Annotated in this window: 17 protein-coding genes; 9 read left to right on the top strand and 8 right to left on the bottom strand. The window is 39.2% G+C overall.

Translation table 11 applies throughout. The annotated features are described in order from the left end of the window. The first annotated feature begins 21 nt into the window (after positions 1–21). Both GQ671_RS02360 and GQ671_RS02355 read left to right on the top strand, forming a co-directional pair. On the top strand, positions 22–510 hold the full coding sequence (locus GQ671_RS02360) for a TRAP transporter small permease (protein ID WP_160652118.1): 489 nt from the start codon (positions 22–24) through the stop codon (positions 508–510). Next, positions 507–1793, top strand: a complete 1287-nt coding sequence (locus tag GQ671_RS02355; RefSeq protein WP_160652116.1) for a TRAP transporter large permease — start codon at positions 507–509, stop codon at positions 1791–1793. Before GQ671_RS02360 ends, GQ671_RS02355 begins: the two co-directional genes overlap by 4 nt. 187 nt (positions 1794–1980) lie before the next feature. On the opposite strand, the gene GQ671_RS02350 is transcribed toward GQ671_RS02355, so the two are convergent. After that, positions 1981–2838, bottom strand: coding sequence for a PhzF family phenazine biosynthesis protein (locus GQ671_RS02350; RefSeq protein WP_160652114.1), 858 nt, complete (start codon positions 2836–2838; stop codon positions 1981–1983). Between the two features lie 208 nt (positions 2839–3046). Then, complete coding sequence (locus tag GQ671_RS02345; protein WP_160652112.1) at positions 3047–3496, bottom strand: hypothetical protein; 450 nt, start codon at positions 3494–3496, stop codon at positions 3047–3049. Positions 3497–3718: 222 nt separating this feature from the next. Here GQ671_RS02345 and GQ671_RS13135 point away from each other — a divergent pair, with 222 nt between their 5' ends. Next, positions 3719–3901 carry a TRAP transporter large permease subunit gene (locus tag GQ671_RS13135; protein WP_160652111.1) on the top strand — a complete coding sequence of 61 codons (183 nt, stop codon included), beginning with the start codon at positions 3719–3721 and terminating at the stop codon, positions 3899–3901. A 92-nt stretch (positions 3902–3993) separates the two neighbouring features. On the opposite strand, the gene GQ671_RS02335 is transcribed toward GQ671_RS13135, so the two are convergent. Both GQ671_RS02335 and GQ671_RS02330 read right to left on the bottom strand, forming a co-directional pair. Continuing rightward, positions 3994–5061: a type I restriction endonuclease gene (locus tag GQ671_RS02335; RefSeq protein WP_160652110.1), complete on the bottom strand. Its 1068-nt coding sequence runs from the start codon at positions 5059–5061 to the stop codon at positions 3994–3996. Between the two features lie 176 nt (positions 5062–5237). Next, positions 5238–6002: a DUF5694 domain-containing protein gene (locus GQ671_RS02330; protein WP_160652109.1), complete on the bottom strand. Its 765-nt coding sequence runs from the start codon at positions 6000–6002 to the stop codon at positions 5238–5240. A gap of 143 nt (positions 6003–6145) precedes the next feature. On the opposite strand from GQ671_RS02330, the gene GQ671_RS02325 reads away from it, so the two are divergent. From GQ671_RS02325 to GQ671_RS02315, 3 genes are read left to right on the top strand one after another with little or no spacing between them, the layout of a single operon-like run. Next, positions 6146–6775 carry a class I SAM-dependent methyltransferase gene (locus tag GQ671_RS02325; protein WP_160652108.1) on the top strand — a complete coding sequence of 210 codons (630 nt, stop codon included), beginning with the start codon at positions 6146–6148 and terminating at the stop codon, positions 6773–6775. Positions 6776–6804: 29 nt separating this feature from the next. Beyond that, on the top strand, positions 6805–7185 hold the full coding sequence (locus GQ671_RS02320) for a hypothetical protein (protein ID WP_160652107.1): 381 nt from the start codon (positions 6805–6807) through the stop codon (positions 7183–7185). A 35-nt stretch (positions 7186–7220) separates the two neighbouring features. Further along, positions 7221–7784, top strand: coding sequence for a group-specific protein (locus GQ671_RS02315; RefSeq protein ID WP_246153094.1), 564 nt, complete (start codon positions 7221–7223; stop codon positions 7782–7784). A gap of 58 nt (positions 7785–7842) precedes the next feature. Here GQ671_RS02315 and GQ671_RS02310 read toward each other — a convergent pair whose 3' ends face one another. Continuing rightward, on the bottom strand, positions 7843–8244 hold the full coding sequence (locus GQ671_RS02310; RefSeq protein ID WP_160652105.1) for a cytidine deaminase: 402 nt from the start codon (positions 8242–8244) through the stop codon (positions 7843–7845). A gap of 357 nt (positions 8245–8601) precedes the next feature. On the opposite strand from GQ671_RS02310, the gene GQ671_RS02305 reads away from it, so the two are divergent. After that, the gene (locus tag GQ671_RS02305; protein ID WP_160652104.1) at positions 8602–8808 is read left to right on the top strand and encodes a helix-turn-helix transcriptional regulator; all 207 of its coding nucleotides are present in this window, start codon (positions 8602–8604) and stop codon (positions 8806–8808) included. Positions 8809–9259: 451 nt separating this feature from the next. Here the strand turns inward: GQ671_RS02305 and GQ671_RS02295 are convergent, their stop codons facing one another. Both GQ671_RS02295 and GQ671_RS02290 read right to left on the bottom strand, forming a co-directional pair. Beyond that, positions 9260–10222, bottom strand: a complete 963-nt coding sequence (locus GQ671_RS02295; protein WP_160652100.1) for an ABC transporter permease — start codon at positions 10220–10222, stop codon at positions 9260–9262. Then, entirely contained in the window at positions 10215–11132 is a 918-nt protein-coding gene (locus GQ671_RS02290) for an ABC transporter ATP-binding protein (protein ID WP_160652096.1), read from the bottom strand. The genes GQ671_RS02295 and GQ671_RS02290 overlap by 8 nt, the downstream gene beginning before the upstream one ends. 159 nt (positions 11133–11291) lie before the next feature. On the opposite strand from GQ671_RS02290, the gene GQ671_RS02285 reads away from it, so the two are divergent. Beyond that, positions 11292–11693, top strand: a complete 402-nt coding sequence (locus GQ671_RS02285) for a hypothetical protein (RefSeq protein WP_160652093.1) — start codon at positions 11292–11294, stop codon at positions 11691–11693. Positions 11694–11727: 34 nt separating this feature from the next. On the opposite strand, the gene GQ671_RS02280 is transcribed toward GQ671_RS02285, so the two are convergent. Then, positions 11728–12336, bottom strand: a complete 609-nt coding sequence (locus GQ671_RS02280; RefSeq protein WP_160652090.1) for a DedA family protein — start codon at positions 12334–12336, stop codon at positions 11728–11730. A gap of 234 nt (positions 12337–12570) precedes the next feature. Between GQ671_RS02280 and GQ671_RS02275 the strand changes: the two genes are divergently transcribed. Beyond that, a complete protein-coding gene (locus GQ671_RS02275) occupies positions 12571–12810 on the top strand; it encodes a hypothetical protein (protein WP_160652088.1) in 240 nt (79 codons plus the stop codon). Positions 12811–12854: the final 44 nt, after the last annotated feature.

Here is a 12854-nt window from a genome sequence, read left to right as displayed (position 1 = left end):
GTCCATAGAAGGAGCATGACAATGATAAAAAAACTGAATCGAATTGAAGAATGGTTCCTCATCTCCACCCTCGCCCTGATGGTTGCGCTCATTTTCGGTCAGGTCATCGGACGCTATATATTCCAGAGTGCACCGAGTTGGACAGAGGAGGCAGCCAGACATATACACATCTTTCAGGTATGGGTTGGCGCCGGGTATGCAGTGAAGTTGAGAAAACATATTAAAGTGACTGCTTTCATTGACCTGTTCAAAGGAACGCCGAGAAAGATCATGGATATGGTCGCACTGGTCATATGGTTCCTGCTTGTACTGTTTGTTGCCATCTTCGGCACACAGCTTGTGCTGACGACACTACAGTATGGACAAGTCGCCCCTGCCACCCAGATTCCGTTCTGGCTATCCTACCTCGCTGTTCCACTCGGAGCGCTGAGTATGATGGTAAGACTTGTGCAGCAGATGAACGATATCTACAGGAAAGACTATGATGAGAACGAGGAGGCAGTACAATGACAGTATTGATATTATTCGGCGTTTTCATAATATGCTTCCTGATCGGTGTACCGATCGCCATTTCCCTGGGCGTTTCTGCACTCGCAGCCATCTGGTTCGGTACGGATCTACCCATCAGTCTAATTGCACAGAAAGCTTTCACATCCCTTGATTCATTCCCGCTTCTAGCTATCCCGTTCTTCATACTTGCGGGTGTCCTGATGGGAAAAGGCGGAATATCGAAAAGACTGCTGGACTTGGCATCGACACTTGTTGGATGGATGACCGGTGGACTATCACTCGTTACAATCGTCGCCTGCATGTTCTTCGCTGCTATTGCCGGCTCCGGTCCTGCTACAGTTGCAGCAATTGGCGGGTTCATGATTCCTGCCATGATCGCCAAAAACTATGACCAGGGATTTGCCTCCGCTGTGCCCGCCACTGCAGGCTCCATTGGTGTCATCATTCCTCCGAGTATTCCGCTCGTATTATATGGTGCCGTCGGAAATGTCTCGGTCGGTGCCCTGTTCATGGCAGGCATTCTCCCCGGACTGCTGGTCGGTGTAGCCATCATGTTGACTGCCTACTTCATATCGAAAGCCAAAGGATACAAGCCATCAGAGGATAATCAATCCTTCAGCTTCAAGGATGTATTAAAAGCATTATATGAAGCCAAATGGGCCTTGCTCATTCCGGTTATCATACTGGGTGGGATCTATGGCGGGATTTTTACGCCGACAGAAGCAGCTGTTACCGCAGTCGTGTATGCTTTGATCGTTGGTATCTTCATACATAAGGAGCTCGACTTCAAAGCCATCTATGACGGTTTCATGGAAACAATCATCATCAATGCCACAACCATGATCATCATCAGCTTTTCCGTATCATTCGCATTCTTCATGACGCTCGAGCAGATACCGAACAGTATCGCAACGTACTTGACCAACCTGTCATCCAACCCGGTTGCCATATTGTTCATCGTCATTGTGTTCCTGCTCGTCGTCGGGATGTTCATTGATACAATATCTGCACTCGTCGTACTCACACCGATTCTGCTGCCCGTCGTCACTGCAGTCGGAGTCGACCCGATCCATTTCGGCATCATTCTCGTTGTCGCACTCGCAATCGGATTCGTCACACCGCCACTTGGTGTCAATCTGTTCGTAGCCTCGAGTGTCGGTAATGTCCAGATAGAGAAGACGACAGTCGCTGTCATTCCTTTCATCATCATCATGGTGATATGCCTCATGCTGATTGCGTTCATACCGCAACTTTCCATGTGGATGGCAGGATTGACGCAGTAGCGCAATAATAGAAACGTTTAGACACCACATAAAAATGACTCCCTTCATCTACTATTTGAGTGAAGGGAGTCATTTTTATTTAACGTGGATACCCCTTCTTAATGATAAAAACGGGTGTATATGTACTGGAGCTCATGTTTATAGTTTCTATAAACGATCATTAAATTTATATTCGTCTTTTTTACTTTCACTCAATATTTTCTACACTCAGATCCTTGGTTTCACAGTAATAGCCTTTTCCCCCAACATAAACCTTTTCTATTTCATTTCTGCTATTGGTCGCTAATCTGACTAGTATTTCGGAAGGTGAATGCAAAGAATAACCTTGTTCAAATACATACACTTCTCTTTCCAAGTCATGCTGTTCATAAAGATAGCAGGCTAATGCACCGTTTGAAGTTCCGGTCGCTGCTTCTTCATTGATGTCATATAGTGGAGCAAAATTTCTGCATATCATTCGATCATCATCAAAAGTATATAGATGCATCCCGACAACATTAAAATGCTTGCTGATTTCTTTAATTTTTTCAAAATCAGGTTGCAGTGCATGTAATTGCACTTCGCTTTTTATAGGAATTAAAATATCTTTTAAACCCGTAGAGACAATTTGAGTTGGGTACTCCCTGTCTAAAGTTTTAATGTCAAAACAATCGATGAGCTCGTTTGGAGGGACAACATCATAGAACATCGGTCTGTTTTGTTCCATGAATATAACGTCACCTTTTATGGTAATGGTAAGAACACCACTGTTCGTTTCAATCGTATAGCGATTCCTGAAAAGCTTATTTAAATGCATCAGTATTGCGAAAGAGCCGATTGTGGCATGACCACATAAATCGACTTCTTCCTTTGGTGTAAAATATTCAATTTTATAATCCGCAATTTCAGATTCTGACATAAATGCGGTTTCCGCATAGCCAAGTTGTTTCGCTATTGCCATTTTTTGAGTGGTGGTCAATCCATTCTCATCAAATACCACTCCTGCTTTGTTTCCACCTTTATGATTCTTGCTGAATGCACTTGCAACATAAACGGGTATTTTCATAAAACACCCTCCTTTTTCATTTATAGTGAATCCTAGCATAGAAAACACCAAGTATAAACGTTGTGGGATAAATCTACTATAAAGTAAAAACCAAACCACTTTTTGCATCTCAATTCTACAAAAATAGTTTGGCTACGTTCTGACAACCCCTTACGGTAAGGGTTCGTTTTTTTGATTGTTATTCGTATATATTCCGTATTTGATAACTTTAATCATTTTTATAAAATCCTAAGTTTTCGTTTAGAGAAAAATTATTTCCTACTCCATGATGCCCATCAGTTTTAATATCCAACTTGGAAATGGTGCCAGTGTATAACTTTTCATTTTGTTCGTGTTGTGCAAAATCACTGAAATCTAATGCCAATGACTCTTCATTGTTCTCATCTTTCAAATCTACACTCAATGTATTATTCTCAAAAGAATAATTTCCTTCAAATGTCTCTCCCCCTGATCTTACCTCAACTTCATCTGATGATTTGAAATCAAATTCCAAACCAGAAGAAGGGCTTAAATTATCCGATGATACGTCTTCGGGAGAGATATCAGGACTCCATGTAAAAACCCTGAAAACTTCTCCCTCCAACTCATTGCTGTTATTTGAACAAGCACCGAGTATCATTACTACAAGTATCAGCAAACTAAAAGACTTCTTTTTCATATGTATATCCTCCTTTGTTTCAAGTATATAGAAAGAAAACAAAGTTGATATAGAACAAATTAAATTGTCATAATTTTGCATATGTGAATAGTGGTTTTACTAAATGCTTCTGATTGGAAGTAACTACGATTCTAAAATATCCAAAGGCTATGTAGTGACCATAAAGTTAGACTATTAGAGCAGAGAAATCTGCTCTATTTCGACATCATAATCATTTTTGTCTTGGTCATTGGTTTTGTTACACCACCACTTAGCATGAATTTATTTGTAGCTTTAAGCTTGATTAAAGTCCAGATAGAAAAGAGAACAATCACAGTCATTTCTTTCATCATTGTCATAGTGATATGCCTCATGCTGATTGCGTTAACACCCCATTTTTCCATGTGGAACGCGGGACTGACATAGTAAAGTATTTTAAATATATTTAACCCCCTTTGTCCAAGTCAGTGGATAGAAGGGGGTTTAAAATTAATTGTTTTTAGTAACAAATAAGACTGTTATATAAACTTTGAAACCACCTCATTGATTTTATCCCTATATTGCAGAAGATCAATTGGATTTTCAAACTCTATTGTCGTCTTTTCCTCATCGTTAAGCGTGAACACATTCTTTGATCTAGAGAAATAGATCCGTGCTACCCATTTACGAATGTTATCATCAACGAGTATATTGAAGTAACTTCTATTATCTCTATAGAAGATTCTCTTTGCCTCAATAACATCTGTAGACGCTACCTTGACCATAGCGTAACTTTCGAGTTCTTCCGGTGTCGTAACAATAAGGTCTTCTTTCTTTTCAACCAGTTCTTCTTTTTCTATGATTTCTTCTTTAATTTTTACATCTGTTCCTCCACTACTGTTTAATGCAGCATTGAGCTTGTCAGTAACTTTTTCGTTAATAATCATATTCAGGGTATTCTTTACTGTAGGCGTGAATCTATCTAATACTGTTTTAGTTTTTACTCCGTCATAAACACCATTCAATATGAATTTCACAAACTCTTCAGAAGGATTTTCTAGTTGCGTATTGAAAAAACTTTTAATCAGATTTACATACTTCAATTCATAGGCTGAACTGGATATATTATCAACATTATAGTTTTCTTTTGTAAATTTAAATATTTCTTTTACCTGGTGCTCTCTTAAATCCAGAATATCGAATATAAGAAATGGTTTTGCATCCATTCTATTCGGCTTTTCCAGATCAGTGAAAAATCTGTACTCTATGCCATTAGTTAAGATGCCAAACTTTGAAGTGCTTGTCCCATAATATCTAAACAACTGAGAGTCATGATTGGTCAGCATTTCATTAACAGACTTGCATTCAATAAGTATGGTTGGTGCTTCATTATCTATAATAGCATAATCCACTTTTTCTCCTTTTTTTATGCCTACGTCAGCGATAAATTCCGGTGTAAATTCCAAAGGATTGAAGACGTCATATCCCAACGTCTGAAAAAAAGGTAATATAAGCGCTGTTTTAGTTGCTTCTTCAGTGCTTACGTTCTCCTTCAACTTTTCAACTCTTTTAGACAACAAATCTAATTTCTGTGCAAAGTCTTTCATAATTATATCCCCCCTGTTTAGCCTTATAAATACATAGTATCATTTAATTACCAAATTTATATCAATATTATCTAAATATTTAAAATACTTACGCTTTTATATACACTGGATAAAATGAATCGTAATACAAGACTATTGGAGTTTTGATTGAGAAAAATCATATACTGACTTTGTAGCTAGTATTTGTATATGTCATTAAAAGTAATTACATTCGCTTCTCCAGATTCTTCGATAAACTGTTTGAGCAGGTGTACATGTGATGCTCCAATAAGAAGCATCACTTTTTTGTTTCCAGAATGAACGATGTCCATCACATTTTTGTAGATGATCAGATTGCGCTGGTACCACCAACGTAGCCAGTCTATACCAACGTAGTCTTCGTCTACCCCTATCTGTCCAAGCTTCATGTAACCGCTATGCACTTGGCTGACAAAATTTTCATCATTTATAAGTGCCAGATTATCCAGAATACTATTATCTGCATTAATGGGATCATTATTGAAGATTTCAATCACTTTATCAAACTTATCTTTCTGATGCTCTTTTGCCAATTCTGCGACTTCACCCATCCCCCTATTGCCAACGGACTTCATCCAATCCACTGCATGAATCCTTTCATGTTGAAGTTTCTCTCCGAGTCTGAACATCACCTGGTAGACTTCAGTGTCATTCAAAGCAATTTCATCTTTTATGTATGCATGATAATCATCATTTAATGCTCTGTTTCTATCTTTAGTCACTTCTACCGCAAGCGCTGAAGGATTGTAGCGAGCAAGAGCCTCGACCAGGTCTTTTATTTGCTCGTGATCACTTCTCACGTCAATAGCGCCACTGTTGTCCACCATATCGCCATTGTTGGTGAAATGATAAGTGCCTACGATAAATACCTCGGCCCTGTCTTGTAAATTCTCTTCCTTTGATCTAATCATTTTACTACCCATCCGAATCTCCTCTTGTCATTTAATGTAATTTTATTCTATCATAATATTCCAATAACTTTATTGAAATACTCAAGTGGAATGGTAAGATTATGTAAGCAGTTTTATTTAAAACAACAAATGCTTGATATACAGGAGGATCATTAATGCTGAGTAACGAAGGCTTCGACTTATGGGCGAATGGCTACGATAGAACGGTACAGATCAGTGAAGATAATAATACATACCCGTTCGCAGGATATAGGAAGATACTGAACATGATATTTGGAGAAGTGATGAAGAAAGACCGTGCTGAGGTTCTTGATATCGGAATTGGTACCGGTGTGCTGGCAAGCAGATTGTATGATAACGATCATAAGATTGATGGCATTGATTTTTCTGAAGAGATGCTTTCCATCGCACAACCAAAAATGAAAGACGCCAACCTGATCGAATGGAATATTGCTGAAGGTCTACCAGCTGGAATCAGTAATAAGAAGTATGATTCCATTGTCAGCACATACACCCTGCACCACTTTACTGATGAAGAGAAGTTATCTCTTCTGAAGACGCTGCTCTCCCGGCTAAAGGATGACGGAAAAATACTGATTGGTGATATTTCTTTCGAGAACAAACAAGATCATGACGCGTGTCGTCTTGACAATGCTGACAACTGGGATGATGATGAATTCTATTTTATAAATGATGATATAGAACCGGAGCTCTCTTCCATCAGCAACTATGGTTATCATCAAGTATCCCACTGTGGTGGTCTGTATATTATCAAAAATTTATAGAAAGGGTGCTTGAGTTGACTGTCAAAATTTTGAGAAGAACCAGTTGGATGGGCGGACTACTCCCTATAACTTTAAAATTGAACGGTAAAAAAATAGGGACATTAAAAAGTCATGAAGAAACGGAAATTGAAATACCCAACAATGACATGGAAATGCAAGCGACACAATATGGTACTTCAAGTAATAAGATTACAATCGATGATGGCGATACGGTCATGATCAAAAGCTCTATCATGAGCCATATGGTAATGGGCATTCTTTTTTCATTCATAGTTTTAAGTGTATTATTTTCGAATATTGTTTTTAATCATACATGGCCTTATACTACTATCACAATTTTATTAGTACTGCTCGGGTTAATTATTCAACATTATAAAATTGAAGTGATAGATAAAGCGGAGTGGAGATAGAATAGACGCAACCATAGGACATGGAGGTTTTATTTTTGCAATATGTATATCATATTATGCCTAAAGAGATGAACGGAAAGAGTCTGGTTTCCCTCAATCACTTAAAAAGCATAGATAAACGACTATACGAGAAATACGCAAGTAAATACGAAGATTCTGCTGATCGCAAGTTATTGATGGACCGTACAATACCTAAGCTAGACTGTTTATGGAATGACACTGTTCATTTCACTCCACTACATCCTAATCATGTATTTCGTATTGTGGATGAATTAGGTGTTAACGTACCTGCTGAATTGAAGTTCTTCAAGATTCCTATCATGAACCTTAAGGGAAATAGAAATGCTATATACCACTATAAGAAAGAGTACTATGAAGGACCTGCTACAGCAATTTCACATTCCAATATAGATATACTTAAACTTGATGACTACAGAGAATTAAGTCAACTGCCTGAAGATACGAAGAATTACTTTATAATGGAGAGCAAAAAAGGGAATAGATTTGGCATGTTTCACTTCGTCCCTCATATTTTGAGCCATGGAGAAGTACCGATTGATAATGCTGAGATCATATCATGGAACCAAAATACAGATTGATGATGTTTCGGTTTTATTTCATATTTTAGTGGTCTATTTCGCTCACAGAAAAGCTAGGTCATCCCTCATATGCTTTATACCAATGATGCGGCTGTAGTTCTCCTAATGTTTTATAGATCAATTCATTACTTGGGTTGGTTACAGCTGCTTTTACATTTTCACCCCAATAGAAAAGTCTCTCCTGGCATACCCCGCAAGGTGTCAGAATCGTAAACTCAGATGCTTCGTCTTCTCTGACAACACAAATTGTATGCGTGACTTTCGTATCGAGTTTATGTGCTTCAATGATAGCGCCTGTTTCTATACATAATTCAGTTGAAGCAACGAGTACATCCGGTGCGACGCTTGTCAGAACTTCCCCGCTCTCAGTGAACATTGCTGCGGCACCACCCCACCCGGAAGGATACCTCTTTTTAACCAAGTTGACTGCTGACTGATATAAATGGTTTTCGATATTCACTTTAATTTCCCTCCTGGACTATTTCCTTTTTCCAATTTGACTATTCTTCATGATGTTCGGTATAAAAAGCAGAGATATACCAAGAATGATGAAAGCCAATGGTCCCAGTTGCTGACTCAGATTAAATCCTGCATCCATATTCAACAGTATAAGTATAACTCCGACGATGATAAATACCCACCCGATCGTAATGTTTATTTTTTCAAACATACTAAGGTTTTTCAATTCAGAGTCCTCCCTTCGCTGGTCAATTACTAATGGATTCCCTACTTACATAATTTTGAAACTCCATTTTGTAAAGTATACTTGACGTAAAGCTTGCTTTACTTTAATATGATTTCAAAGAGGTGGATGCATTTGAAAAATCGTGTAGCCGAGCTAAGAAAACAATCGGGGTATTCACAAGATCATCTTGCTGAGAAGTTGGGTGTTTCGAGGCAGACCATCATATCCATAGAAAAAGGAAGATATAACCCCTCTCTGCCCCTGGCGATGATTATGGCAGAACTTTTTGGAAAGTCAGTCGAGACTGTTTTTATACTTGAGAAAAATGACTACAAGTAAGCATAATTCTGGAGGTATTACTGATGAAATCTTCGAGGACAGCATACTTCATTATTGGTATATTTTTTCTAATCATGACGCTCCTTCATATATTCGTATCATTTTTAGCAGATTCCAGACCGTCTACGTTGTTCTATGTTTCAATTTCAATGATGATCTTAAGTTTCTGCATGGCATATCTATATCCACAATTCAGCAAGAAAGATGAACGCATGAGATTGATCAGGCAAAAGGCCACTATGGCAGCACTCTTTGCGATATTTATATATCTGATGATTTTCATGACTGTGACTCAATTTGATATTGTCGCACTCCCTTCATTCGAACTTTTTCAAATATTTTCAGCTCTGGTGATATCGACTCTTTTTATATCAATGGTCATATATTCAAAGCTCTACTGAAACATAAAGCGGGATGACAGTTACATTACTGTCATCCCGCTTCTCTTAACTTAAGCTACATCTCGTTTTGTAAATACAGTCCATGCTGCAATGATGAATACGACCATATATACCGCAATGACGGCGATTGAAAATCCGATTGTCATTTCTTCCCGTATCGGTCCATATGCGGAGAAGTAGACGGAAAGATCCGTGTTGGCGAAAAGTATATATTTCGACCACTCATACTGTGCCATTGCCTGAGCTACTGTTGTTCCGATAAACATGAGGAACATGGATAGGCCAATTGCGAGTGCACTGCTTCTGAAGATACTCGAAATCATGAAACCGAACGTTGCCAATACAACGATGTTCAGTACTCTGAAACCATACTGCATGAAGATCTCAGCCAATAGTCCATTGCTTGCCATACCATCCGGACGATTCACGATGATTTCCGGATTGACTGCCGGTACACCATAGAAGATTGCACCCACGATAATGCTTGTCGCCAGTAGGAAAACAACTGTGAATAGAGTAAACAGCAGCAATGCGATATATTTGGAAAGCAGTATTGTCCCTCTTGAAATCGGACGGATCAGAAGCTGTTTGATGGTTCCCCATCTGAATTCATTGGCAACAATGCCGCCTGCGATGATGATGACAAAAAGACTGACGAGTGATGTCGTGAATAGATTATCGATGACAAAGCTGCCGGCATGATACCCATATGGTCTGACATCATTTTCCATCATGTAGGTGTTCTCTTGTATAATTCCCATATTTCTTGACTCGATGAACGGATCGTCTTCACCGGCCGTTTCAATTTCTTCGGTAAGTGCCTGGTTTTCTTCCTGTAACTCGGTTTTCCAGTCGTCTGAATATGTCGTTTCCGAATCCACCGAGTCAGTGACTGTATTCATGATGAGACTGAAGATGACCAGTGCGACAAGGAATATATACATGGCCCAGGTTGATTTCATGACGTATATTTTACCGAGTTCGTTTCTGACGAGGTTGAATATATTACCCAATGACATTCTCTCCAATCATCTCAAGGAATTGATCTTCTAATGTTGACTGTATGACGTTGACGCCATAGACCTGAATATCCTTCTTGACCAGTGTCGTCACCAAGCCAGGAACATCATTTCTGTTGATCTGAATCTGAAGTTGCTCCTCTGATTCCAGCACTTTGATGTTCGGTGCGGCATGTATAACTTCAATCGCCTCATCCATTGGATGTACATCCAGATTGACGATACTCTGTTCGCTGTCTGTCTTTTCATGCAAGTCCCTCACTGCAATCAGTTCGCCATTCTTAATGACACCGATGCGATCACACATCAGTTCAATTTCACTCAGAAGGTGGCTTGAGACAATAACCGATACATTATCCTCCACTGCAAGCTTGCGGATATAGCGGCGGATCTCACGGATACCAGCCGGATCAAGACCGTTCGTAGGTTCATCCAGTATCAGGACTGAAGGGCTATGCAACAATGCTTGAGCAATACCGAGACGCTGCCTCATACCGAGAGAATACTTTCCCACTTTGGTCTTGATGGCATTGTCGAGACCAACCAGTTTGATCACTTCATTGATGCGTGCATCAGTGATTCCGCTTGTCATGCGTGCGAAATGCTTCAAGTTCTGCATGCCTGTCATGAATGGATACATCTCAGGGTTCTCTACTATTGCCCCCACTTCACTGATGGCTTTCTTATAGTCCTTCTTGATACTGTTTCCTTTGATGACAACATCACCTGACGTAATGCCGATCAATCCAACCATCATACGGATGGTCGTCGTCTTACCCGCTCCATTCGGCCCAATGAATCCATATACTTCACCAGGACGGATATCAAAGCTCAAGTCTTTGATGATCTTCTTGCGACCGATTGTCTTATGTAAACCTTTGATTGCCATTGCTGAATCAGACATCAGCACCCACTCCTCCAATAAATTATTATGACTGTACTTCGTGATGTCATACAGTTAATACACTAACATAAGTACGAAGATTTTACACTTCATAACCTGGAATATTACAATTTTGTTATACTGGTTAAAAATACATTACTAGTTATAGAAGGAGACAGAATGTCGATTACTATTAAGAGAAGTACGAATTTTATTGGAATAGCGTTACCCCTGAATATTAAAATAGATGGTCGTAAAGTCGAAAAGGTTTATCATGAGGAAGAAAAAGAAATAGAAATCGAGCGCCCTATGGTCGAGTTAAGTGTTTCCCAGTTTCTTTCTAAATCGACTAAGATTACAGTAGCGGAAGGCGATTATATTGAAGTTCGATCAAGCCTTTGGCGTTCAATATCCATGATAATTTTCTTTATTTTACTCTTCGTCATTACATTGGGCATTCAGACTGAACCATATAAAGTACTCGCAGTTTCAGGATTCGTTGTTTATGCTTTTATTGCTGAACGTGCTTTTGAGCAATTCCGTCTAGAGAAAGTCGAATTCGAGGAAGAAAGACGGTTTTAAATGTTTCATATGTATATAAAAAGAAACGATGGACTTATCGTTTCTTTTTCTTTCTTATTAATAGGAAAATAAGAATGATCACCACTACAATGAGAATGCCATACATGATTCTTGAATAGATGTCCATATAACCTACAATCGTCTGCCACGAGCCCCCGACAGAAGCGCCGAGATACACGAGGACAGTATTCCATATGAGTGTACCCACCGTGGTCAATGCAAGGAACAGCAGGATGTTCATGTGCGCCATTCCTGCAGGGATTGAAATGATACTACGCATCAAGGGAACGAATCGGCATATGAATACCGCCCATGATTCATACTTGCTGAACCAGTCATTCGACTTATGGATGTCTTCCTTATCGACACGGAGGAGATGGCCCCACCTGTCAACAATCTTCTCCATCCGTTTCTGACCTTGAAACATGCCGAAGTAGTACAACGCAACAGCACCACCGACCGAGCCGGCAGTCGACGAAATGACAACGCCAGCAATACTTAAGTTTGACTGGGTTGTCATGAAGCCTCCGAAAGTCAGCACCACTTCAGAAGGTATGGGCGGAAAAATATTCTCTACAGCCATTAAAAAGGCAATGCCGATATAGCCGAAATTATTCATGATATAAGTAAGCCAGCTTTCCATTTTATCCTCCTTCATAACCTCAATTAGATGAATGAAATAAAATGTCTGTCTTCAATTCAAATACCCGTATCCATTTTTATTATGTAATTTATATAATAAATGAGTTTTTAAAGAAGTCGTCAATCTGCAAGTCTTTTGAATATTTTTGGATAGTCTATATTCAAGACATAATTGTTTAACTGCCGGTTTAAGATGGTAAAAACAATTAAACAAAGAATAGAGGAGTGTGAAACCATGGCAGAGGATAAGAAAAATCAACAGGAACAGATGAGAGAGAAAGCGGAGCAGAAAGCTGAAGAAGGCAAGAGCCAAAAAGAGCAGATGAAAGAAAAAGCCCAGGCTAAGCAAAGCGACTATAGAGATGAGAAATCAAAAGATGAGGCTAAGCAGGTTGAAACTCAGGGTAAAGCTCCTGATGTTGAAGATCAGGTTTTCGATGAAAAAGGCGACAATCAGTTTAATCAATACAGGTAAGCACTAGAGAATGCAGGTGTTCCTTAAATGGTATGCCTGTATTT

The organism is Salinicoccus hispanicus, assembly GCF_009831115.1.
In the GTDB taxonomy this organism is placed as follows: Bacteria; Bacillota; Bacilli; order Staphylococcales; family Salinicoccaceae; genus Salinicoccus; species Salinicoccus hispanicus.
This window is presented reverse-complemented; position numbering and strand designations above follow the sequence as displayed.

Bases quoted from the DNA above. Each gene is read 5' to 3' on its own strand.
- GQ671_RS02275 (WP_160652088.1), top strand. From the start codon at position 12,571: ATGGCAGAGGATAAGAAAAATCAACAGGAACAGATGAGAGAGAAAGCG.
- GQ671_RS02285 (WP_160652093.1), top strand. From the start codon at position 11,292: ATGTCGATTACTATTAAGAGAAGTACGAATTTTATTGGAATAGCGTTA.
- GQ671_RS02345 (WP_160652112.1), bottom strand. From the start codon at position 3,496: ATGAAAAAGAAGTCTTTTAGTTTGCTGATACTTGTAGTAATGATACTC.
- GQ671_RS02330 (WP_160652109.1), bottom strand. From the start codon at position 6,002: ATGGGTAGTAAAATGATTAGATCAAAGGAAGAGAATTTACAAGACAGG.
- GQ671_RS02280 (WP_160652090.1), bottom strand. From the start codon at position 12,336: ATGGAAAGCTGGCTTACTTATATCATGAATAATTTCGGCTATATCGGC.
- GQ671_RS02290 (WP_160652096.1), bottom strand. From the start codon at position 11,132: ATGTCTGATTCAGCAATGGCAATCAAAGGTTTACATAAGACAATCGGT.
- GQ671_RS02350 (WP_160652114.1), bottom strand. From the start codon at position 2,838: ATGAAAATACCCGTTTATGTTGCAAGTGCATTCAGCAAGAATCATAAA.
- GQ671_RS02355 (WP_160652116.1), top strand. From the start codon at position 507: ATGACAGTATTGATATTATTCGGCGTTTTCATAATATGCTTCCTGATC.
- GQ671_RS02360 (WP_160652118.1), top strand. From the start codon at position 22: ATGATAAAAAAACTGAATCGAATTGAAGAATGGTTCCTCATCTCCACC.
- GQ671_RS02335 (WP_160652110.1), bottom strand. From the start codon at position 5,061: ATGAAAGACTTTGCACAGAAATTAGATTTGTTGTCTAAAAGAGTTGAA.
- GQ671_RS02325 (WP_160652108.1), top strand. From the start codon at position 6,146: ATGCTGAGTAACGAAGGCTTCGACTTATGGGCGAATGGCTACGATAGA.